General features: G+C 38.0%; 15 protein-coding genes. 9 read left to right on the forward strand and 6 right to left on the reverse strand.

Going from position 1 to position 25,183, the window contains the following annotated elements; all coding sequences use genetic code 11:
• Together I6F65_RS06895 and I6F65_RS06900 are read right to left on the reverse strand one after the other, a co-directional pair.
• Positions 1–137 (reverse strand): transposase family protein (locus I6F65_RS06895; protein WP_197111189.1); only part of this gene is annotated, 137 nt, incomplete at its 3' end.
• Between the two features lie 31 nt (positions 138–168).
• The gene (locus tag I6F65_RS06900; RefSeq protein ID WP_197112157.1) at positions 169–324 is read right to left on the reverse strand and encodes a hypothetical protein; all 156 of its coding nucleotides are present in this window, start codon (positions 322–324) and stop codon (positions 169–171) included.
• A gap of 500 nt (positions 325–824) precedes the next feature.
• On the opposite strand from I6F65_RS06900, the gene I6F65_RS06905 reads away from it, so the two are divergent.
• Entirely contained in the window at positions 825–3,290 is a 2,466-nt protein-coding gene (locus I6F65_RS06905; protein ID WP_197112159.1) for an agarase, read from the forward strand.
• A 234-nt stretch (positions 3,291–3,524) separates the two neighbouring features.
• Here I6F65_RS06905 and I6F65_RS06910 read toward each other — a convergent pair whose 3' ends face one another.
• Together I6F65_RS06910 and I6F65_RS06915 are read right to left on the reverse strand one after the other, a co-directional pair.
• Entirely contained in the window at positions 3,525–4,628 is a 1,104-nt protein-coding gene (locus I6F65_RS06910) for a hypothetical protein (protein ID WP_007586172.1), read from the reverse strand.
• A gap of 77 nt (positions 4,629–4,705) precedes the next feature.
• Complete coding sequence (locus I6F65_RS06915) at positions 4,706–5,479, reverse strand: phytanoyl-CoA dioxygenase family protein (RefSeq protein ID WP_007378079.1); 774 nt, start codon at positions 5,477–5,479, stop codon at positions 4,706–4,708.
• A 235-nt stretch (positions 5,480–5,714) separates the two neighbouring features.
• Here I6F65_RS06915 and I6F65_RS06920 point away from each other — a divergent pair, with 235 nt between their 5' ends.
• The 8 genes from I6F65_RS06920 to pbpC all read left to right on the forward strand — a co-directional run bounded on the left by I6F65_RS06920 (position 5,715) and on the right by pbpC (position 21,566).
• A complete protein-coding gene (locus tag I6F65_RS06920; protein WP_197112161.1) occupies positions 5,715–6,482 on the forward strand; it encodes an IclR family transcriptional regulator in 768 nt (255 codons plus the stop codon).
• 251 nt (positions 6,483–6,733) lie between these two features.
• The gene (locus tag I6F65_RS06925) at positions 6,734–9,505 is read left to right on the forward strand and encodes a TonB-dependent receptor (RefSeq protein WP_197112162.1); all 2,772 of its coding nucleotides are present in this window, start codon (positions 6,734–6,736) and stop codon (positions 9,503–9,505) included.
• A gap of 72 nt (positions 9,506–9,577) precedes the next feature.
• Positions 9,578–11,131, forward strand: coding sequence for a tryptophan halogenase family protein (locus I6F65_RS06930; RefSeq protein WP_197112164.1), 1,554 nt, complete (start codon positions 9,578–9,580; stop codon positions 11,129–11,131).
• A 23-nt stretch (positions 11,132–11,154) separates the two neighbouring features.
• The gene (locus I6F65_RS06935; protein WP_166110859.1) at positions 11,155–11,877 is read left to right on the forward strand and encodes a SapC family protein; all 723 of its coding nucleotides are present in this window, start codon (positions 11,155–11,157) and stop codon (positions 11,875–11,877) included.
• 221 nt (positions 11,878–12,098) lie between these two features.
• Positions 12,099–12,578, forward strand: a complete 480-nt coding sequence (locus I6F65_RS06940; RefSeq protein ID WP_197112216.1) for a hypothetical protein — start codon at positions 12,099–12,101, stop codon at positions 12,576–12,578.
• A 27-nt stretch (positions 12,579–12,605) separates the two neighbouring features.
• On the forward strand, positions 12,606–13,199 hold the full coding sequence (locus I6F65_RS06945; protein WP_197112166.1) for a DUF1287 domain-containing protein: 594 nt from the start codon (positions 12,606–12,608) through the stop codon (positions 13,197–13,199).
• 80 nt (positions 13,200–13,279) lie between these two features.
• Positions 13,280–19,204 (forward strand): alpha-2-macroglobulin, encoded by a 5,925-nt coding sequence (locus I6F65_RS06950; RefSeq protein WP_197112168.1) that lies wholly within the window; start codon positions 13,280–13,282, stop codon positions 19,202–19,204.
• Positions 19,185–21,566, forward strand: coding sequence for a penicillin-binding protein 1C (gene pbpC / locus I6F65_RS06955; protein ID WP_197112170.1), 2,382 nt, complete (start codon positions 19,185–19,187; stop codon positions 21,564–21,566). The genes I6F65_RS06950 and pbpC overlap by 20 nt, the downstream gene beginning before the upstream one ends.
• A 285-nt stretch (positions 21,567–21,851) precedes the next feature.
• Here pbpC and I6F65_RS06960 read toward each other — a convergent pair whose 3' ends face one another.
• Both I6F65_RS06960 and I6F65_RS06965 read right to left on the reverse strand, forming a co-directional pair.
• Positions 21,852–22,466 carry a GntR family transcriptional regulator gene (locus I6F65_RS06960; protein WP_007586156.1) on the reverse strand — a complete coding sequence of 205 codons (615 nt, stop codon included), beginning with the start codon at positions 22,464–22,466 and terminating at the stop codon, positions 21,852–21,854.
• Between the two features lie 172 nt (positions 22,467–22,638).
• Positions 22,639–24,978 (reverse strand): agarase, encoded by a 2,340-nt coding sequence (locus tag I6F65_RS06965; RefSeq protein WP_197112172.1) that lies wholly within the window; start codon positions 24,976–24,978, stop codon positions 22,639–22,641.
• Between the last annotated feature and the right edge of the window lie 205 nt (positions 24,979–25,183).

A 25,183-nucleotide genomic window follows, 5' to 3' on the forward strand; every position in this document is an offset into this window, starting at 1 on the left:
TCTTCCCAGCCTTGGCATCCAGACACAACAGCGCTGACGGCTAAGAATATGATATCAAATAGTTTATGAACCACTTTACCTTGTTGGCGAGGATCATCGATTGATTCGAAATATTTAAATAGCTGAATATCAAGCATGAGAATGCTCCTTGAAAAAAGGAGTATAAGATCATACTTTTAAGTCAAGGTAAAGTTCGTGATCTTGCCCTGCATCTGTGGCGTACACTTTGGCGGTAAGTGTAGACATAGATACTAATAAAAACACAATAAATGAGGCGATGTGAGCAGGTCTTATTTTAAGATTGTTTTGTATATCTGGGTGCATAACTAAACTCGTTAATGTTTTGGTAATACTGCTTTATTAACAAATTAGACCAGCCATCTTAATAATTACATTCATTAAAACTTCCAATTTACTTAAATGTCTAAGTATAAAATATAATAATTGTTAACAGTTTAACCTCTAAAATATCAATTCGAATCTGTCGTAAAAAAATATATTCTTAAAAAACTAAGTGCATATATAAAAATTTAATTCTTGTACTTATTTCATGCCGATAAATTAAAAAGTATTTAGTAACATATGCTTACGGTTGTTTTTTGTCGTGTGTGTTATAAGTGACTATTATTTGTAACTATAAATATTGTGTTCATGTTGTTCATTTAAACTTTAAATTCACGTGCCTATTTATGGTACTAAAGTGTGAAATTTGAACAAATCATTAATTTATTGTTGCATACAGTTAATTGTTAACATTATATTGATTGTGAATTCGATGCCTTTACACAAAGGATTAATTTTCACACCAAGATAGGTAACAAAAAATGAAAAAAAGCTCATTGTATTGCGCGATTTCGAGCGCGCTATTACTTTCAAGCGTTTTTAATGCACACGCTGGCACTGTTATTAAACAAACGTCTTCACAAATGTGTTTTAGAACCGCTGATAATGCAGTAAATGGTACTCAAGTAGTATTAAACAATAACTGTAGCGGTGATGCAGCAGGGTTTAGCTGGACATCTGGTGGGAGTATAAAGCACGATAAGTCGGGTTTATGCGTCCACCCTGGCGGCTTAGCAAACCCCGTCGATGGACAGCAACTTGTTTTGTGGTCGGGTTGTGACTTTGATAACCGAGTGAAGTTTACTAAAACGTCGGCTAATGCTATTAAGCATGTATCAGGAGGTAAATGTGTTCAACCAACTAACACATCAGACGGTAGTAATTTAGTTGTTAAATCGCAGTGTGGTGCAAATCAAAGTAAGTTTGTTGTTGAGCAACAAGTAAATAGCGGTGCAAACGTTAGTAACGATACAGTCAAGGTACAGTTTAATATTGATACTAAGCATGCGGTGGGTCAGTTTGATAGTTTTGATCGTCGTAAGTTTATTACATTGCACTCATCTAATACCGAAAGTGACTGGTTTGGAAATAATGCTCAAAGTTTAAATGCGCCTAATGCTGATCCTAATTTAATGACGAACTTTTTAGAAAATTATGATGTATATTTTGGCCGCGATACCGGCAGCATGAAATATCAATTAACACAGTTACCAGAAGATTCGGCTAAACCAGGTTATGTAAGTGCGGTAACGGCTACAACTAATGGTGGCGGTGTTAAATGGAATTACTCCAATATTACCACAGATGAAGCTAAAGCAATGCGAAAGCATGAAGGGCGTAACAGTGATTTAATTGTCGCAGCACAGCAGCACCCTTATTACCCAGATGGTACTAAAATTGGTAACCAAAACTGGTCTTTTTCGCAAACTGATACTGCCGGCGAACCACTAGGCACCGCGCTTGGTGATTATATGGCGCAGTTTTTACAAAAGTACTTTAAAGCTGGCGCATCAGATACTCTAGGTCAAAAGCGCCCAACATACCTTGAAGTTATGAACGAGCCACTATTTGAACTACACGACTTTCCTCATAAAGGTTATGACAAAGAAAGTCTATATGACATCTTTAGGCTACATAACTCAGTTGCAGATGTAGTTCATAATAATTCAGCATTGAACGATGTAAAAGTAGGCGGTTTTACAGTGGCATTTCCTGATTATGAAAAAGGGGCAAACTATTTTGATAATTGGAAGCAACGCGACAAGGCATTTCTAGATATTGCAGGAGATAAAATGGATTTTATTTCGATGCACTTATACGATTTTCCAAACTTTCCAGGCGGCCCTGGTGGTCAACATCAAGAGCAATACCGTAAAGGTAGTAACATGGAAGCGACTCTTGATATGGTTGAGCAATACATGGCTTATAAGTGGGGGAGTATTAAACCAATAGTCATTTCGGAATATGGATCGCAACTGCAAGGGTCTTTTGGCACTAAATGGACACCGCAACGTGATTGGCTATGTTTAAAAGCAATGAGCTCTATGCTTATGAGCTTTATGGAAAGGCCTAACCGTATTGATAAAGCCATACCGTTTATTCCATTAAAAGCAGAGTGGGGCCGTATAAGCGATACCATTCCGTATTACTGGCGTTTACTGCGTCAAGCTAAAGAAGGTGAAGGCGAAACCGGCGAGCAGTGGGTTTACACAGAAATGGTTAAGTTTTACCAGTTATGGTCTGACATAAAAGGGACGCGAATTGATAGCTGGGCAAGCGATATGGATATTCAAGCTGACGCGTATGTTGATGGCAAAGATGTTTATTTGGTATTAAACAGCCTTGAAAATTCACCAACCAATATTGATTTAAGTGTTTTAGGCGGTGGTTCTAATAGCGTTACTGGCGTAAACATTAAGCATTTACATCCTGATGCTCAAGGTAAACCAGTCCTTGATGATAACGATAGTACAGTATTACCTGATTTAGTTAATTTGGGCACAGAGTCAACGATGATCATTAAAATTAGTCATCAAAGTAATGTGATAATTAATAATATTAATCAAGAAACTAAGCACTACGCAAGTGCTGTGGTTAAAGATATTGTTGCTAACTCAACTCAGTTTTTTACAATTAATAACGTTGATAAAGGAACTAATGGCGAGGCAGTATTACGCTTAGGTGTTGGTCGTCCTCATGGTAAGTCGCTTACACCTACGGTTACTGTTAATGGTAATAAAGTCGCTGTACCTACTGATTTTAGAGGGTACGACCAGGTTAATGGAGGGTTAGGACGCGAACGTTTCTTTGGTGTACTTGAAATACCGGTACCTTATAGCGACCTTGCAAAAACGAATAGTATTGAAGTGACATTTCCAGACACTGGCGGCGCTGTTAGTTCACTTACATTACAAAACTTTAAAATGAGTAAACGTATTACTCGCTAAAAACGTGTAATAAAGGTTTAGTAATAAACAAACTGCGGGTTTATCTATATGATAGCTTCGCAGTTTTTTATTTGTATCGCTACAACTGCCTAACACAATACAAATAAACTAATACTAAATATGCGAGGAATGGCTTTAGGTGTATTTTTGCTGTTAAGCCTGTGAGTTTTATGCTTTATAATGAGTACAAGGTACTCATTATTAAAAATAAACACTATTCTCAGAGCGTTAAACTTAGCATGGTTGTTTTATTAATTTAATTGGGTATGTTTTAGAGGAGTTCCACTGGCCTACATATAAGTTGTCGTCTTGATCTACGCAAATACAATGCACGTGATTAAAAATGTCCCCGTTACTTTGCATCGGCTGTAGTTCACCATTTTTGTACTGGGGTTGCGGTGCTCCTAAATTAGCTATGAGCGTGTTATTTTTATCAAATATACTAATAAAGCCAGAGTCGTCAGCATTTTTATTGTCAATATGCGACCAGCAAACAGGTGCATAAAATAGTTCGCCTTTGAACACGGGACCGCCAATATATGCCCCATTAGCGCTAATTCTATCAAGGTACTTACCATCAAACGAAAATACTTTTAAACATTGCTCAAAACGAGAGCTTACTATTAATGTGGGATTTGATGGATCGCGTAAGTCTACTTCAATACCGTGGGTGTTGTGTAAATTGTAATTTTCGTCATCATTATGGTGACCGCCCCAATGGTTTATATAGCGGCCTTGTTTATCATAATGCAGTAAAAAGTCGCTGCCATAACCATCGGTTACATATAAGTCCCCATTGGGGGCAATGGCAATATCAGTAGGGCGAAAAGGTTGCTCGGGTTTATAAGCACCGCACGTTTGTGGATGGCCAATACTGTAAATCAGTTTGCCATCTAAGGTCATTTTGGAAATAAAGCCAGCCTGTGGAATGACATTGTTAGTAGGGCTATCCCATTGCTCTGTGCTGTGACCATCCCAGTGGCGATTAACAATCCAGCCACTATCTACAACGTATAAAAATTCTTGCTCGCCTTCTTTTACAATTTTTATAGCGTGTCCACCAGGAAAAGAGCTTCCAAAAGCGTCAAGTAATTCACCGTTTTGGCTATACACTAAAATATTATTAGTCGTGTTATCGGTGATCATAAATATTCTCCCTTGTGAGTCCATCACCATCGCATGACAATTTTCTATAGGGTATTTATTGGGGTTTAACTTCCCCCAGTGGGCGTCTATTTTGTATTTAAATTGACCTTGGCCAATTATTTTCCCGTGCGGGTCTTCGTCATTTTTAGGAGTAGCGTGAGGTATAAGGTGTTTTTGCTCTGAGGTTAACATACAGAATTTTCCATATAAAAAAACCAGCTTATGCATTGGGCTATAATGCATAAGCTGGTTTAGGCTAGAAGGTTACTTTAAGTGCGTTCTTTTGCTTTAAAATTTAAAATAGCATCATCGTTAACGCGATTTAATGGATAATAAACAGCTTCGTTTTCTTTAAATGGTTGGTTGCTAATCGCATTGTAAGCACTGATCATTGACCAACGAGGTTCTGCAGCACGGTTTTGATTTGATTTATGCAGTAAATTACAGTGGAAAAACAGTACATCACCTGGTTCAAGTTCTACATTGATAAGTTCATGGTACTTCATTGCTTCTTCTACAAACTCTAAACAGGCGCCTTTTTGGTCACCCGTTTTACTGTGATCCAATCGTCCCAAATGATGTGAGCCTTTAAGTACTTGCAAGCAACCATTTTCTTGCGTCGCTTTATTAATGGCGACCATACAGCTAATTGATTTTGGATAAAGCATGTAGTTATCACGATGCCAGTAGCCAAAATCTTGGTGCCATTCCCAGGCACCACCTACAAATGGTTCTTTCATCATAATTTTAGTGCTGGTGTGGTACACCTCTTCGCCAATAAGTGTTTCGCATACTTCAATTAAGCGACGACCGCGAGAAAACATACTGTATAAATCGTCGCCTGTTTTTTGCCATAAACAGACTTTACTTACAGCGCCGTCGGCGTCTTTTTTGTCCCATGCTCGCTCATAGAGTGTATCGTCATTAAAAGCAGTTTGTTGTAATAGCTCAATTTCATCAGCGCTGTAGTAATTTTTGACAATAATATAACCATCACGGTGAAAATCAGCTATTTGTTGTGGTGTTAAATAAGTGTGTGACATAAATATATTTCCATTTTCTCTTGCAGTTGTATATTGTTAACAATGATTGCTCGGTTAAGCATTTAGGTCAAGCGTAATTTATATAAAAATATAGAATTCATATATGAATGGATTTTGTTTTATTAAGTTATTGATTTTAAATTATTATTGAAAATTTCAAGCTAAAAAAAAGTTTTAAATTTATATATAAACAAACGTATTGTTTATCAATTTTAAAAGGCATAAATAAGTACAAATGAACGATAAATCAAAAACTAAATATGCAGTTCCTGCTTTAGATAAGGGGTTGGATATATTAGAATTTTTAGCAAAAAATAAAAGGCCTTGTACACAAAGTGAGATAGCGGCTGGTATTTTAAAAACACCTAACGAAGTCTATAGAGTACTTGTTGGGCTTGAAAAACGCGGTTATCTAATTCGCTCTGAAACCTCTGGTCGATATCATTTGTCATTAAAGTTGTATAATTTATCGCGAAGTATTTCACCAATGGATAATGTACTAAAATCGGCCTTGCCACATATGGAAGATCTAGCTGTAAATATTGAACAGTCATGTCATCTAAGTATGCTTTATCAAAGCCAAGCTATGGTGGTAGTGCAAGCGCGTAGCAAAAGCCCTATGCATTTGAGTATTGCAGAGGGGGCTTTATTTCCACTTAGTAGCTCAAGCGCTGGTAAACTGCTTTTAGCCAACAGTAATGAAGAAGTGCGGCAAATGCTTATCGAACACGATGAAATTTACAGTGCTAGTAAAGACGTCTATAAAGCATTATTAAATGAGCTAAACACAATCAAAGTGCAAGGGCACATAATGCAAAGCAATCCACTTATCGCCGGAGTACACGATTTTAGTGTCTTAATTGGCAGGCCTAATGCAAATTTAATAGCTGCATTGACCATTTCTTCTTTTGACTCAACCCTAAACACTCACGCTAATAAACACAGTGTAATTAGCGAGCTTAAAAATACCGCCCAAAAAATAACCTCATTATTAGAGCGCTAATACCAACTAGCGCTTTTGTAGGGAGCAACCCGCTCAACAGTCATGCATAAGTCTCAGTACTTTACTGCTTGCTTACAATGTCGAATAAAAAACCAACGCTAACTGTAAAATAAATGGTCAATTTGTTTGACTTAATTAGCTAAACTAATTTATTGTAAAGTTAATTGTTAACAATATTATGATGACAATAATCATCCCGTAAATAATCCGTCAACGATTACACGTAATAAACACAATATTTAGGTGCAAAAATGACTAACACACAATTTAAATTAAATGCGATTTGCGCAGCAATGCTGATAACGTCTCCTGTAAGTTATGCCGCACAGGAAAACGAGACAACTGTACAAAGTGATGTTGAAGTTATCCAAGTAACAGGTATCAGAAGCGCATTAAGTAAATCTGCTTCAATAAAGCAAGATTCATCAGGCGTAGTTGATGCTATTTCAGCTGAAGATATTGGTAAGTTACCTGATACTAACTTAGCTGAATCGCTGCAACGTATAAGTGGTGTATCAATCGACCGTGCAAACAATGAAGGCAACCAAGTTAGTGTCCGTGGTTTTGGTCCAGGTTTTAACCTTGTCACCTTAAATGGTCGTCAAATGCCTAACTCCTCTGTATTGCAAGAGGCGGGTGTTTCACGCAGCTTTAACTTTAGAGAAATAGCGGCTGAAAGTGTGTCGGGCGTAGCCGTTTATAAAACGGGCAAAGCGAATGTGGCCTCAGGCGGTATTGGCGCAACGATTAATATAAATACAGCAAAACCATTTGATTTTGACGGTTTTAAAGCATTTGCAAATGCAAAGGCAATTAAAGACACCAGTTCAGAGAAATCAAACGTAACACCAGAAATTTCGGGAATGGTTAGCCAAACATTCGCTGATGATATGTTTGGTGTTTTACTTGCCCTGTCGCATTCAGAGCGAGAAAGTGGCCGAGAGCGCGTAGGCACATCGCAAGGTTGGGTGCGTAACCGAGCAAATGCTGCAGGTGTTGATAGCAGTGCAATTGATACAACAGCTAATCCAACTGGTACTTATTGGGTACCTTGGACGCCAGAAATGGAGCGCTTTGAAACTAAGCGAGAACGCCAAAATGCGCAGTTGGTTTTACAGTACGCTCCTAGTGACAACTTAACGGCTACCCTTGATTACACTTTATCGCGCTTTGAAGAAATTAGTAACACAAATAAAATGGCATTTTGGTTCGATAACCCAACAGGCACCGCCGATGAAAATGGCACTTTAGTCGATATTAAAAATGCAAATGATGAGTTGAATTTTTGGGCGTGGGAACTCTACGAAAAAAAAGAAAATGATTCACTAGGCCTTAACTTAGCGTGGCAAGCCAGCGATTCATTGAAACTTACGTTTGACGCTCATAACTCTACATCGCACTCAAACCCTGATGGAGATACTGCCGAAACGATTGCTAACTTAAAAAATGTACCTGGTTCTGTTAAATCAATTGGTGCTAACTTTTCGGGTGATATTCCGAGTATTACTGTCGATGACTCTACATTGCCAGGCGGTGCATACGATCCTGCTAATATCGTATCTGATTTATATCAGCGCCGTGGCTATGAAATGAAAAATACCATTAAGCAGTATCATGCAAGTGGACAATGGGAGAATTTGAAGAGTGGGGCACTCAGCGCTATTAATTTTGGTGTAATGTATACCGATTACCAAATTGATACTTATCTTTCTGAGCAGTTTTCATTTGTCGATATTCCCCTAGACAACCTAGGGCTAACCTTTGATGAACAAGGTGACTTTGCTGATGAGTTTTCAGGTTCGGATCAGCTATTTCCATTTATTCCACGTTACAGTGCCAACGATTTTGTAGATATTGTCAGAGATGAAGGATTATTTATTGAGCCAAATATTTCTACAAATGGGGTTGAGGAGCAAACGCTCGCGATATATGTATCATTTGATCTTAAAACCGAATTTAACGATATTCCAATTGATATGAATGTCGGTGTGCGCTACGAAGACACCGATGTAACAGGTTATTCAGTCAAGCCTGGGGTTGTTGCTTTTAACTATCGTCATGCTGAAGAGCTTCGCCCTGTATTTGCTGCAACAGCAACACCGCAGGAGCTTGAAGGTGGTTATACACGTATATTACCAAACTTTGATATAAGCGCCGACTTAGATGACGGCTTTAAAACTCGTTTTTCATATAGTCGTACATTAGCCCGTGCAGGTATTGGTGGTATGTTCCCATCAACTACCATTAACGCCCGTCCTGAAGGACCATTTAATGCATCGCAAGGTAACCCTAACTTATTGCCAATTACGTCAGATAACTTTGATTTTTCAGTTGAGTGGTATGGAGACGACGGAAGCTATGCATCGGTTGGTTACTTTAAAAAGTTTGTTGAAAACTTCATTGGTGCAGGCGTAGTGCAAGGTACGCTAAATGATGTAAATGGCGAGCCGTTACGCGATCCAAGTGTTAACCCCCGCCCTGGTTGTCCTGATAGTTCAGATACACCTAACCCAGCATGTTTAAGCCAAGCGTCAGACCCGATTGTTACATTTGATATTGCAACGCCAGATAATCTTCAAAATCGTGAAGTAGATGGTTGGGAATTAAATGCGCAGTACATGGTGCCTGATACAGGCTTTGGCGTCGTTGCTAATTATACGATAGTTAATAGCGATGAATCGTTTAAACCGTATGATTTTGACCAAACAATTGCACTAGCAGGACTAAGCGACTCAGGTAATTTGGTCGGCTTTTACGAAAACGATGATTACCAAGTTCGTTTAGCCTATAACTGGCGCGATGATTTCTTACTGTCTTTGGGAACTGAGCCTACATTTACAGAGGCGTACGGTCAGCTAGATTTTAGTTTTAATTACACCATTAACGACACCTTGGGTGTTAGCTTTGATGCACTTAATTTAACTAATGAAACAACACGCCGCCATGGTCGTTTTGCAGAGCAATTAGTATCTGCTGAGCAATATGGTCCGCGCTTTAGCATTGGCTTAAGTGCTAAATGGTAAGTTAGTTTTTGACAAATAATACAAAACGACAGCTCAGCGCTGTCGTTTTGCTTTTTAACTAACGAGGTTGCTATGAACGATGATATTAAATCAATAGTAATAGTTGGCGGTGGAACTGCAGGATGGCTAAGTGCAGGAATAATTGCGGCGTATTTGCAAAAACATCACAGCAAAAAAATAAATATAACGCTGTTAGAGTCCTCAGATATTCCTACAGTTGGCGTTGGCGAAGGAACTTGGCCTACAATGCGCAGAACCCTTAAAGACATGGGTATTCGTGAAACTGAATTTATAAAAAAATGTAATGTATCGTTTAAGCAAGGTGCTAAATTTGCTAAGTGGGTAACCGGAGAAAATGATGATTACTATTATCACCCGCTTGAGCTACCTACGGATATGTTTGAAAATAATTTAGCCACCAGTTGGCTTAATATTAATAACGCACAACCTCCTTTTGCCCAGTATGTAAGTGCGCAGCAATCAATATGCGAAAGTGGATTAGCTCCCAAACAAATCACCACACCCGAATTTAGTGCAATAGCAAATTATGCTTATCACTTGGATGCAGGCTTATTCGCTACATTCTTAAAAAACCACTGCATTGATAATCTTAATGTTAAACACATTGTAGGCACTGTCGTTGGTGTAAACAATTGCACAAATGGCGATATTAAAAGCGTTAGCCTTAATAATAAAATAGAGATAGCTGGGGATCTATTTATTGATTGCAGTGGCTTTAAATCGTTATTACTAGGTGAGAACTTAGGGGTCGGGTTTAAATCTTGTAAAGATGTATTATTTGCTGATAGTGCGCTTGCCATACACATGCCATACAAAGATGACGAACCAATATGCTCGCATACTTTATCTACAGCACAAACATCGGGCTGGATTTGGGATATAGGATTACAAACACGCCGTGGAATAGGGCATGTGTACTCTAGTAAACACATTAGTGATGAAGATGCTAAGCAGCAATTATTTGATTACTTAAATATTAATAAAGATCAGCAAAGCGAATACAAAGTTAAAAAGCTTAGTTTCGAACCAGGACATCGTGAAAAATTTTGGCATAAAAACTGTGTCGCAGTAGGCCTCTCAGCTGGTTTTTTGGAGCCACTGGAAGCCTCTGCTTTATTACTGGTAGAAATATCAGCCAATTTTGTTGCGCAGCAATTTCCGGCCAATAGGCATGTAATGAATATAACAGCGCAGCGTTTTAACCGCATATTTAGTTACCGATGGGAGCGAATAATCGACTTTTTAAAGTTGCATTATATGTTGAGTAAACGAACCGACAGCCCATTTTGGCAAGCGCACTGTCATCAAAATACTATTCCACAAAGCTTAAAAGATAACTTATCACTTTGGGAATATCATACACCAAGCGATAACCACTTTGATCATTCACAAGAAGTGTTTCCAGCAGCAAGCTATCAATATGTCATGTATGGCATGGGGTTTACAGGCTCAAGCGAACTGTATGGCAACTCAGAAAGTTATTTTAAAAAGGCCATTGCGCTTGTTAATAACAACCAGCAATACACCCAAAAATTACTTAATAAATTACCTACCAATAAAGCATTATTAGCGCAAATTAATCAATTTGGTATGCAGCAAATATAGTTAAAACATAAGAGCGACACACTATGACAAACTCAGTATTACTCGATAAAAATACACATAAGTACACTCGCATTAAAACTGAACGCGGTACACAATACGGCGAAGCAGTAAACTACATTCCGGTTGTTGCCGATGAGCTTGCTCAACTTGCATTAGACTACCCAGTCTATTTTATGAAGAACAATCAAACTGGCCAGTTTGAACTATATGCTTTAACTGGCTTTGATGAGGGGCAAAACTTATTTTTACAAAATGATATATGGCTTGCCACTTACGTACCTTTACACTTACAGCGACAACCATTTAAGCTAGGAATAGGAAATAAACTTACTAACAAGACCGAGCAAACAGATCTCGCTGTTACAATTAACGAACAACACCCAAGAGTAAATAATAGTGAGGGAACACGGTTATTTAACGAAACAGGGGAGCCAACCACATATCTAAATAATGTGAGTGAGCAATTGATAAAGCTTATGCATGGCGGCGAACGTACAACCGCTTTTATCAATACCTTACTAAAACACGATTTAATTGAAGCAGTGCAGCTAAACATCACTAAATCAAATGGCAAAACACAAGGCTACAATGGCTTGTATTCTATTGCCGCAGATACACTACAACAACTACCGACAGAAACACTAAACGTTTTGCACTCAATGGGTTACATACAAGCTTGCCATTTAATCTTATGTTCAAGCGGGCATATTCAAAAATTAGTAAAATGGTTACACGATTTAAAATAAGTTTTTTATTAATTAGCGTTACTTACACCCACTGATTGTTCGTGTGAATTAGTTAATGCTCATACCTATGAAATAAGGAATGAACTACAACTCGAGACTATTATGTGTTCACTTTTTAGGTTTTGGAGTTCGATTATTTGCCTTGGTTTTGGTATCATTTAACTTATCGGCTTGTATCGCAATGGGAAATGTCAAGCCAACAAACATTGATGATTAAGAGAATGGACATGCTCGAACAAATAGAACAATGGATTGATGCAACAAATATTAAATATAAAACCCAAAGAATTAGCTGTGAAAAATTTGCCAGTGAGTTTGCTGGGTTTTATCCTACTGAATTTTTAAAAAATGCCTTTTACGTTGTTGTCGATGAAATCCCCAAACCTAACTTTCCTTTTTTGCGTGAAATGGGGCTAGGCGATTTTATTGACATGGATGCGGCTGGTACTACATACAAAAACACTTACTACATGCTTCCTTACGTGGCTGATAATTTAGCTGTGCATTTTCATGAACTTGTTCACGTAGCCCAATGGAGTGAACTTGGCGCCGAGGCTTTTATGTTGCGTTACATAACCGAAATTCAGCAGGTTGGTTATGATGCTGCACCACTTGAAGTCATGGCGTATGGTCTTGATAAGCACTTTACAAATAATGGCAAGAAAATAAACGTGCCTGAACACGTAGTTCAAGCGCTGTAGTTAATTAATATTTTAAAAAGGATTGATATGACACGCTTTACAGTTTTTTTACTGAGCTTACTTAGTGTAAATGCTTATGCCGCATCGTTTGATGACGATATTGTGGCTGCGTTACTTGAAAGAACAACACACAACGTTACTTACGATGGTGCTTATCGCTCCATTGCATATCCTGGTGGCGATGTGCCCGCTAATGTAGGGGTGTGTACCGATGTTGTTATTCGATCATATCGACTATTAGGTATTGATTTGCAAAAGCTTGTGCATGAGGACATGCTAAAAAGCTTTGAGCTATATCCCTCTAAGCGTATTTGGGGTTTATCCAAACCTGATAAAAATATAGATCACCGCCGTGTGCCAAATTTACAGGCTTACTTTAAAAATCATGGTCAAGTGCTCACTAAATCAAGTAACGCGAAAGATTATAAAACGGGTGACATTGTAACGTGGATGCTGCCAGGTAATTTGCCGCATATTGGTATGGTTGTGAATGAGTTAGCAAAAGACACAGGGAATCCATTAATTGTTCATAATATTGGACGAGGACCTGAAAAAAGCGACATGCTTTTCGATTTTAAAATTACGGGGCATTACCGTTTCGTCCCAGAAGAATATAAATAACCAGATTAAAAATAATCAGATTATAAATATGAGTTTTCTCATTTATTGATATTGCAGTATAAAGAAAAAGGATTTTGAACGTGAATACAAAAACCGATTCAAAAGAGGCTAACCCAAAAGAGGTTAATCTTAAACAAAGTAAACTCGCTCCCAAAATAGCGAGCTTATTTATGAGTATTGTTTTTTCAGCTATAGGCACGGGCTTGTTTGGTTTGGTTGTAAGCTTATTTGGCAACGTAAATGTAACCGAAAAAACAGTTGGCAGTGTGTGGATTTTACTGACCACGTTTTTTGTTATTTTAAATGTATTTGGTGTCATTATTTGGCATAAACCGAAATGGTTAATTACTGCTATAAATAATGTGCTTAGGTTTGCTAAAGAGCGCAAAACAGCATTTTTTAGCGCCGTGCTAATGCTGATAGTAATAATAGCAGGCTATTGTTTTTTCCTTTCCTTACCACAGCCAATTAGTTACAAAGCAACTCACTCTACACCTGCTGTTACCACTTTATCTGATGTTTTAAACCCTGAACCGCTTTATATAGATTTTGCTCCTGTTTTAGATGATGTAGAAAATACGGATGCAGTGTCTTACTCGGTCGCAAAGCTTGCGCTTGTTGGCAAAGTGATTCCCAAAGGTATAAAAGTCACGCCAGAGCTAATTGGACAATGGTCTTGGAATAGTGAAAGCCAGCTTAAATTTATCCCAAAACAAGATTGGTCAGCAGGACAAGAATATAAAGTACGTTTTGATTCGTCTATTTTTAAAAGCGATATACACCTAAGCGATAATGAACATGTATTTAAAACTCCCGATTTTGAACTAACGCTTAGCTCACTCGCTTTCTATCAAGACCCTAACGTTAAAAAAAGTCACAAGGTGGTTGCAACATTAAATGCGACTCACCCAACAGATATCAGCACGATAAAAAATAATCTAATGCTGACTCAATCGCTTGAGCAAGATGGCAAAAACGAACTCGCACAATATAAATTTGATGTTACTTACGACAAGCATCAACGAGAGATTTACATTACTTCAGAGCAAATACGTATTCAAGATACCGAAAGCTATCTGTATTTTGTTCTTAATAGCGGTGTAAAGCCGGTAATGGGTCCTTCTAAAACAACAGCAGAGATTAAAGACGCTGTGTTGATCCCAAGTGTAAATAGCTTTTTTAGAGTAAATACTGCCAATGTGTTGATGGTAAAAAATACGCAAGGGGAGCCCGAACAAACACTTGTTTTAGACTTCACAGACGATATTTCGTCGCAAGATGTTATTAGTAAAACGATTGCTTACGTATTACCGACAAAAGATTCAAAAGGTAATTATAAGTACTTCAGTAGCCCACGAGAGATAACTGATGCAGTGCTTAAGCAATCTAAAAAAGTTAAGTTACATGCGATTCCTACCGCGCAAGATACAACTAAGTTACACAGTTTTACGTTTGACGCCCCACAAAATCAACAAGTTTATATTGCGATTGATAAGGGGTTAAAGTCGACGGGCGAGTTTACGATGGTGAATAAATACGACACTATTTTAGATACGCCGGCGTATCCGACACAAGTAAATATTATGTCTAAGGGGTCTATATTATCAAAAAATGGCGACCATAAATTGTCATTTTTGACCCGTGGTGTAAACGCACTTCAAGTTAAAGTAGGTAGGGTAGAAGCCAATCAAATTAACCACCTTATAAGTCAAACCAGTGGTGATATTTCTAATCCAGAATTTAATAATTATTACTTTACAGAAGAAAACATAAGTTCAATTTTTACCAGACAAGTTAATTTAAAACCACAGCATCCAAAAAAAGCGGTTTATTCATCTATTGATTTGAGTAGTAAGTATAATGAGTCACTTGGTTTAGGCTTGTTTTTTATAAATGCTCAAGCGTTAAATACAGAAGATAATTACGTATATGGACCCCAAGAAAAACGACTTATTCTTATTACTGATTTAGGTATTTTGGTAAAAAACAATGCTGATGGATCTCGCGATATATTTGTCCAATCTATTGAAACAGGAAAACCGGTAGCAAAAGCGAAGGTGTCGTTACTGGGAAAAAACGGATTAGTTATTTTAAATACTAAAACCGACTCTAAAGGGCACGCGTTTTTCGAAGACACAACGTGGTTTATAGAGGACCAAACTCCCGTTGCTTTTGTAGTAGAAACTAAAAATGACATGTCTTTTATTCCTTATAATCGCTATGCTCGAATGGTTAACTACTCTCGGTTTGATACCGGCGGTGTAAGTTCGGGGCTCAGTGGCAGTAATAAAATAGATGCGTTTGTTTTTTCTGACCGTGGAATTTATCGACCAGGCGATAGCGTTAAACTTGCCACGATTGTTAAGCAACAAAACTTTGCAAAACTGGGCGATATACCGCTTGAGCTTATAATTACCGATCCTAAAGGGGCAACTGTTTATAATAAACGTGTGAGCTTGGATAAGTATGGGTTGCTTGATTTTGACTTTAAAACACAAAGTAGCGCCAACACAGGAACGTATTATGTATCGGTGCAACTTATTAAAAATAATAATAGCCGCGATCAATTAGGCAGTACTGAGTTTAAAGTTGAAGAGTTTGTGCCCGATAGATTGAAAATTAGCAGTCAATTTTCTCAGTCATCTGCTAAGGGCTGGGTAAACAGCTCAAAATTTAAAGCATTGGTGAGTCTTCAAAACTTATTTGGTACACCAGCTCAAAATAGACGCGTTACCGCTGATTTACGTTTATCACCAGCTGGTTTTTACTTTAATGAATACAAAGATTATGTGTTTTCTGATCCCCACAGTGAAGGGAAAAATATTAGACACAGTAATGAATCATTAACCGAAACCAAAACTGATGAACAAGGCAAGGCAGAGTTTGATATTGACTTAACCCGCTATGAGGCAGGTACTTATCAGTTAAATTTTGCAGTACAAGGGTATGAAGAAGGCGGTGGTAAAAGTGTTCGCGCAAGCAGCTCGGTGCTTGTTTCACCCGTTAAGCAGTTAGTTGGTTATAAAGCCGATGGCGATTTAAGCTACATATCAAAAGAGTCAAAACGTGTTGTAAAATTTATTAATATTAATTCAGAAACTGAGCAAGTTGCTCGTGATGACTTATCAATAAATTTAATAGAACAACAATATGTATCTACGTTGGTGCAACAAAATAACGGCACTTATAAGTACCAATCGGTTAGAAAAAACAAACAGGTATCAAGCAATCCGTTTTACATTAAAGAAGATGGCGCAGACTACGAATTACCCACTGCTGAGCCAGGTGATTACTTAGTAGAACTCGTTGACGGCGAAGGAAATACCGTCAGTAGAGTATCGTTTACGGTAACCGGTACGGGTAACATAGCGGGTAAGCTTGAAAAAAATGCTGAACTGCAAGTGCAATTAAATAAACCGGATTACAAACCTGGCGAAACAATTGAAATAAGTATTGTAGCGCCTTATGTTGGCTCGGGTTTAATTACAATTGAAACCAATAAAGTACACGCTTTTAAATGGTTTGAGAGTAAAACAACAAGTAGCATACAAACAATAACGCTACCTAAAGGGATAGAAGGCAATGCGTATGTTAATGTTTCATTTGTTCGAAGCCTTGAATCGAAAGAAATATTTACAAGCCCACTAAGCTACGCAGTTAAACCATTTGCGATTGACCGTAGTAAACGTGCAATAGATTTTGACGTAAACATACCTGATAAAGTAAAACCAGGTGACGATTTAGTCATTTCATATAGTGCCAAATCACCGTCACGTGTTCTTTTATTTGCTGTAGATGAAGGCATTTTACAAGTGGCGAATTATCGGACGCCAAAGCCGTTAAATCACTTCTTACAAAAACGTGCTTTAGAAGTTAGCACTATGCAAATTGTTGATCTTATTTTACCTGAATTTAAACTAGTGCAAGAGCTTGCAGCTGCCGGTGGTGGTTATGCTGAATCAATGGCATTGAACCGCAAGAGCAAGCAACTTAACCCGTTTTCTCGTAAGGTACAAAAACCAGTCGCATTTTGGTCTGGTATTTTATCGGCTGATGCTAAAACAAAAAAGCATACGTTCACTATTCCAGATACTTTTGCAGGTCAGGTACGTGTAATCGCGATTGCCGTAAATGACGAGGGTGTTGGTGTTAAAGAAAGTACAACACTAGTAAAAGGGCCTTTTGTATTAAGCCCCAATGTATTAACGACAGCGGCACCTGGCGATGAGTTTGATATTGTACTTGGTATTGCCAATGGCGTTGAGGATTCAGGTAAACAACTGCCAATTACGGTAGAGGCGCTTGCTTCAAGCAACATTGAAATAATAAGTGATAAAAAACTAACGCTAAATATTGATGAAAACTCAGAAGACACATTAACGTTTAGAGTAAAAGTGCTCGATAAGCTTGGCGCTGCATCAATTACATTTACTGCGCTGTCGGGTGACAATGTTAGCCAACGTACAGCTACGTTAAGTGTGCGCCCTGCGGTTGCATTTGTTAGTAGTTTTGAAAGTGGCTTTAGTGAATCAGGTAAAAAAGAAATAGCGGTTTCGAGACAGCTATATGCTAATTTAGCACAAAATAATATTACCGCTTCACAAAGCCCGTTAGCGCTTGTTGATGGTCTTATTAGTTATTTAGATAACTTTCCTCATATGTGTACCGAGCAAGTAGTGAGTAGTGTGTTTCCGGTGCTGAGTTATTTAGAGCACCCAAGTTATATGGGCGATGTATCTTATAAACATGAGCGTATAAACAACTTAATAGACACCCTTCGTCAACGTCAATTACCTGATGGCAGATTTATGTTATGGCCGGGTAATTCTAGTGCATCTATTTATTCTTCTCTTTATGTTATGCATTTTTTATTAGATGCAAAAGAAGCGGGCGTAGCAATACCTTATGATATGTGGAGCAGTGGTTTTGAAGGTGTACGCAGTATAGCGAGCGGATCTTTAGAGACGAATGACAGAAACCGCGCTTATGCTATTTATTTGCTAACACGACAAGGTGAGGTGACAACTAATTACTTATCTGATTTAGAAAAAAGCGTAAATGCGAGTAATAGCAAAGTATGGCAGCAAGATATAACGTCCGCGTTTATGGGCGCAACTTATCAGCTATTACGTGCAAGCGATAAAGCGCAAGCACTGATCAATAGCTATAAAATTGGGCAAAATACGCAACACGATAATTGGGGCGCTTACGACTCTCGTCTAGCTCACGACGGACAGTATATTTATTTATTATCAAAACATTTTCCGGCTCGCTTAAAGCAGTTAACTAAAGATGATTTGTTTAATGTAGTAGACCCTATTTTTGAAGGAGACTACAACACGTTGTCGTCTGCCTGGTCGGTACTTGCTATGACGGCATACTCAAAAGTTGCGTTATCACAAGCCCAGCCTGAAGATGTAAAAATAATGGCAACAACGACAAAGGGAGATAAAAAGGCATTAGACGTAACCTATACACCTTATCCTAAAGCCTCGTTTTTAAATGACGTTAAAACGCTTGATGTATTAGCGCCACCTCGTTCATTTTACATGATGAGCCAAGCTGGTTTTGATACAAACGTGCCACAAAAGTCATTAAGTAATGGCTTGGAAGTTGTCAGAGAATACCAAGACGATAAAGGTAATATTGTAACCACCGCAGTTCAAGGTCAAGAACTAAACGTTGTATTACGAGTGCGTAGTACAACGGGTAAAAATATTTCGGATGTTGCTGTTATTGATTTACTACCTGGTGGGTTTGAAGTACTCAGAGACAGCGTTCGCAATAGTTATAATCGCTGGACCTCTGATTATAAAGATATACGAGAGGATCGCGTTATATTGTATGGCAGCTTTGGCGATAGCATGACTGAGCTTACTTACAAAGTTAAGGCTACTGCATCTGGCAGCTTTGTAGTGCCATCGGCTTATGCTGAATCTATGTATGATTTAAGTATTAAAGCGCACTCAAAATCGGGTCGTTTTGATGTTACCGCCGCTAAATAAAAAGCTTAGTTTTATAATAAAAACGGCTTTTTTTACAACAGCACTGCTTGCAGTGCTGTTGTATTTATTTACTCCAAAGCCTGATATTACCCAGCCCAATGCTTACTCAACGGCTTTTTACGATAGCAGTGATAAATTACTTCGTTTAAATTTAGCCGCAGACGATAGATATAGATTATGGACGCCAATAGATAAAATCCCTTTGAGCATTCAACAAGCTACTTTACTGTATGAAGACCAAGACTTTTATGAGCATATTGGTGTCGATTTTATTGCTTTAATAAATGCGTTTTATACTAGCTATATTAAAAGAAGTCACCGAGTCGGTGCGTCAACAATAACAATGCAAGTAGCCCGGTTACACTTTGGGATGAACACGCATGTTATTTTTGGAAAAGTAGAACAAATACTTCGAGCGTTACAAATTGAGCGACACTACAGTAAAAACCAAATACTCGAGGCGTATTTTAACTTAGCGCCTTATGGATCAAATATTGAAGGTGTTGGTGCAGCCAGTTTAATTTATTTTAAGAAACCAGCTATTGATCTTAATTTACCTGAGTCATTATTACTTAGCTTAATCCCGCAAAACCCAACCAAACGAAATCCCATTAAAAAATCGGCTAAACTGGTATTGCTAGAAACAAGAAAAAAACTGTTTACTCGTTGGCTTGAAAAGTACCCAGACGATAAACACTGGCTAGCAGCTATGCAATTACCGATAAAGGTATATGCCTCTTCAGACTTGCCTTTTGAAGCCCCACATTTTATTAATAATTTACAAAGCGAGTACCCGCACCTAAAGCCTGGAGAATATAAAACGTCGATAGACCTTAATTTACAAAACTTACTTCAGCGCCATGCAAGAAATTACATTAATCGCAGGCATAGAGACGGGCTTAGTAATACGTCTGCTATTTTACTAAATTATAAAACTATGGAAGTAGTTGCTGAATTAGGCTCTGTGGATTTTTTTAATAATGACATTAGCGGTCAAGTAAATGGTGTAAGAGCTAAGCGTTCACCAGGTTCAACCCTTAAACCATTTATTTATGCGCTTGCTATAGAGGAAGGGTTAATTCATCCATTAACGCTTGTAAAAGATGCCCCCAAACGCTTTGGAGGATATACACCAGAGAATTACGATCAGCAGTTTTTAGGGCCTATATCGGCTACTGAATCGCTAGTGCTGAGCCGTAATGTGCCTGCTGTTAATTTGATGTATCGCTTACAAAATGTTGGGCTATACGATTTACTCGTTGCAGCCGATGTTAAAAAGCTTCAGCCCAAAGAGTTTTATGGTTTAGCGCTTGCGCTGGGCGGCAGTGAAGTAACGATGCTAGAGCTCGTTAAGTTATACGCTATGTTAGCTAATTTAGGGGTGTATAAGGATGAAGTTATATTAAAAAAAGACGCCACTGTTATTAACCAAAACAACCCAAATAATCAAAACAATCATATTAAGCAACTCATCAGCCCAGAGGCAGCCTACCTGACTTTACAAATGCTAAGTAAAAATAGTGCAGTTGATGAAATTTCATTTCAAAAAGAAAGAAGACAATCATATCCTGTATATTGGAAAACAGGTACTTCATTTGCTTTTCGCGATGCATGGTCAGTAGGTATTGTTGGTCCGTATGTTTTAGCTACATGGGTGGGTAATTTCTCAGGAGAAGGGCACCCATCTTTTATTGGGCGACAAGCAGCCGCGCCTTTATTTTTTGAAATAATACGTTCATTAGATAGTTACGGCTTAATCAAAGGCAATATAAAACCAGGTGGTTTAAATATTACAGAAGTAGATATTTGTTCAACAACAGGTGATTTACCTAATGTGCATTGCCCTAAAACAGAAAAAGGGCTTTTTATTCCAGGTAAGTCGCCAATTAAAGTGTCCGATGTACATCGTGAAATTTATATTGATAAAGCATCAGGATTACGTGCTTGTCAGTATGATGAATCTACAACGACAAAAGCAGTTTATGAATTTTGGCCATCTGACTTAGTCAGATTATTTAAACAAGCAGGTATTGTTAAACGCCAGCCTCCACCTTATTTAGATTCATGCTTAATTAATGACACGAGTACACGAGGCTCAGCACCGAGTATTACATCCCCGAGTAATTTAATTAGCTACACGATAAGAGCCAGTAAATTGAAGCAAGAAGGCCTGCCTTTTAGCGCAATCACAGATACAGATTCACGTATTTTATATTGGTTTGTAGATAACAGCTTTGTTGGTAAAGTAGAGCGAGATACGCCTTTTTTCTGGCACCCGCAAGTAGGCGAATTTGACGTAAGAGTGGTTGATAATTTAGGGCGTAGCGCATCAGTTTCAATGCGTGTAAAGCTCGTTCAGTGATATTGAGTGTTCATGCATTTAATGTAATAAATAAAGGGTAGTTTTTTATAACTGAAATTTATATAAACTAGGGCGATTTACTCTTTCTTACCTACATGGATGATGGTAAGGGGCGTGAGCTGGATGCGGAGGTTTTGCTCGGTAGCCCACTAGACTACAAATCTCGGGCCGCGATTAAATCGGCTCCTAGATTGAACAAATTTCAATCCACAAAGATCAACATGCCCTTATGACTTCATAGCCGCTAGTTTATATAACGGAGTATCAAAATGACTTCGAAAGTAGTTACTTGATATTATGTTTTACAGCCTTAACTGCTGCGGCGCTATCTTGAGCTTTAAGTGCTTCTAAAATAGCGCGATGCTCATTAACACACTCAGAGCTTGAAGTAATTCGCTTATAGTTTAAGCGCATACGCATTACGTACGGGTACCAAATATTAACAAGCTCTTCGCCCCCAGCTTGGTATATTAAATACTGATGAAACGAAATATCGATTTTAGTTACTTCGGTATAATCTTCGCGATCGAGTGCGTCTTCTAGAGATGCTAAGATACCTTCAAGTTCAGCAATGTTTTGCTCAGTTAAATTACCGTTTAACTCTGTGATTGCGTACTCTTCTATGCTGCGACGAAGTTTAATCATTAAACGTTGTAGCTTAGGCTCTAGTACGCTGTTGACTGATGCGCCGCAATTATTTCGCGAAATCAACAGACCTTCTTTTGTTAATTGCAAAATCACATCTCGAATTGGACCTCTGGAGAGACCAAAGCGCTCTGCCAGCTCTTTTTCATTTAACTTAGTTTGTGGTGGCATTTCACCAGAGATTATATCTGAACGTAATTGTTCAGCGATTTGATCTTTTACAGACAAAATTTTTGTTGCTCTGTTACCAGCCATATTTATTCCTAGATTTAATTTACTTTATGTGACCTTAGCTACGGTTAATAAATAGTCGTTATTCGAGTTAAGATCATGTACTTATCTCAGTGTATATAAAAAAAAAGGAATGGTCTATTGTTAACACATTACAACAGACCAATAAATATACAATTAAATGATGAATGTGCAATTATTTTTTAAATCGTCGCTCATACATAGACTCATTCATCGCTTTAGCGGCTTCAATCATTTCAGTATAGGGGCGATCTGTAACGCTAATAAAGCCAACATTATAGTTTTCGCCATCGTAGGCTCTACCAGTAATTGGCGAGTCGATATATTGAAACCAATGTGCGCCAATAAAGTAAGGGTTGTCGATGACTGAGTTCATGTAATCTGTATACATTTTTGCTCTGTCTTGCTGGTTAGCTGCATGTATTAACCCAGGGTGAAACAAACCCGAGTCAGATGCGCCAATATGAAATTCGCCAATAATTGCTGGTTTATCAAATTGTGATAAAAATGCCCATTTATCTTCTCTTAAGCCTTCTTTGTATGCATTAAAGCTTATTACATCTACATACTTAGCAGATGCTTTAACCACTTCGATTGGCATGCCCCAATCAGGAAAGCGTGCTCCTAAATACATATGATTTGGCAGGTATTTATCCATAGCAGCATCTACAACACTAAAATACTTGTCGGCATAGGCTGTAAGTAAAATAGCAAAATCACTCAGTTGTTCTTCGTTTTTAATATCAACCGTTACACCTTTGTCAAACTCAACCCATGAGGCAAGGTTTAAGTGCCATACTTTGTTAAGCTTAGCGACATCGGTATATTTTTCTTTCATTAAACGAGAAAATTCAGCTTTAGTAGGCACTGTTTTAGCGTCTCTGCCTAAGGTATTAATAACAATTCCATAATGGCTTTTGACTGAATCAGGGCGGCCAAAGCTTTTTTCGTTATCAATGAATACACCTACTGCCCAAGGCGAATTTTTAACTTCTTTTGCAACAACACTAACGGTTTCGTTAGCACGCACTGTAAATTCAGGGTCGAATACATCCGGCATGGCTCCCCAAAAATCGTTGCCGCTTGATACGGTTTTAAAATCACCTATAATCCAACCATTGGCAAAGTAGGGCACTTTTTGATTATCGTAGTAGCTTGGATCTGTCCAGTTGCCTAATGAACTAAAGCCCCATGTAATCATTCTATCGAGGGTAACTTCTCGCCATTTTTGCATGTAATCTGCATTATTTTGACCATATTTACGTTCTAAATTAGCTGCGTAAAAGCTATATGTTTCGCCGTGTTCTAACGGACCCGAATGCGCACTTTTACGATAGCCAAAATGTTTACCGAGTGGATCGGTATAATCAGGTAGCCATTCAAATAAATTTTTACGCACTTGTGACGCTACAAAGCGGCTTTTAAGCGCTTCTTTATTTACTTGGTTTAACCCTTTTGAATCCTCAGGTGTTACACCTGCATTAGCTGGTTTAGCCAACAACGCTTGATCAAAATCGTAACCCGTTAGTGTTGTTGAGTTTGCAAGACGAATAATATCAATTCCAGTTGCAAGGTATAAATAGCCATCAGGGTCGACTAATGACCATTTATCATTATATTTAGCCGTTCTAAAATAACCAGTAGCTTCTAATTTTGGACCTTCTGCCCAGCCACCAAAGCGTGAGCGATTAGTAGGGCGTTTAGAAAGTAACTGTGCTGCTTCTTGTTTTTTGTCGCTCAATAGCTCGGCTTCTGAATGTACCTTCCCTGAAAATTCTTGTTTGGCATTTTGGCCAAATTCATCAACAATTTTGGTTAAAAAAGCAGTATTAAATTGAGGGTTTTTACGAAGTGAAATAGATTTTATTGCCAGCTCTTTGTCATGCAATGTACTTTGCACGCTAATTGCTATTTTAGCGATGCCTTTTAAGTTAAGATTTTTTTTACCCCACATAGAAATAAACTGTACCTCATCAGACTCCCATGTATCAGGGTTTGAACGAAGTCCTGAGGTAAAGTTAAGTTCTACATTTTCTTTGCCATCGGGCGTTGCAAGGTCGTGGCCGTCAAGTTTTGCGTAATACGTGTTGTATCCACCTACCGGCACATTAACGCTACGCGTATAGTTAGCACCGTCAATATCGGAGATATCTAAATAGATTTGTACAGAGTGTGTTCCTGGGTTTGCCAATTCAAAGGCAAGATTAAAATCACTAAATTCACTCCAATCCCAAGGTTTTTCCGGTGAAAAAACAATACTAGCGTACGAATTTTTCTTAGATTGAAATGTCACATCTAATACAGAGTTTTCTGCCTTTACAGTGGCTGCATTACTTTTGTATTGAACTGGGGTTAGCTGTGTGTGTGCAGCATCAGCAAATAAATACATTAATGTATCTGCTGAATTAACCTCTGTAGGCTCATTGGTTGGTTTTTCAACCTTGATTTCTTGTTGGTTACAGGCACTTAGCGCAAGTAAGAGCGATGTGAGTAGTATGTTCTTTTTATATTTCATTGCTGTTCAACCTTTAATTACAATTTAACATACCATACAACAAAAAAACCAAATTGAATATTGTTGACAATATGCAATTTTTGTTTTTATGTGTTATTTATAATAAACTTTTGATTTTGTTTAACTAATTTTTAATGTTAATTGTAAAAGAGTTTAAGTTAAAGCATGATTTCTTAAAATAGATGTTGCAAGTGCGTTAATTTTG

It is taken from the genome of Pseudoalteromonas sp. SWXJZ94C, assembly GCF_015864385.1.
Classification (GTDB): Bacteria; Pseudomonadota; Gammaproteobacteria; order Enterobacterales; family Alteromonadaceae; genus Pseudoalteromonas.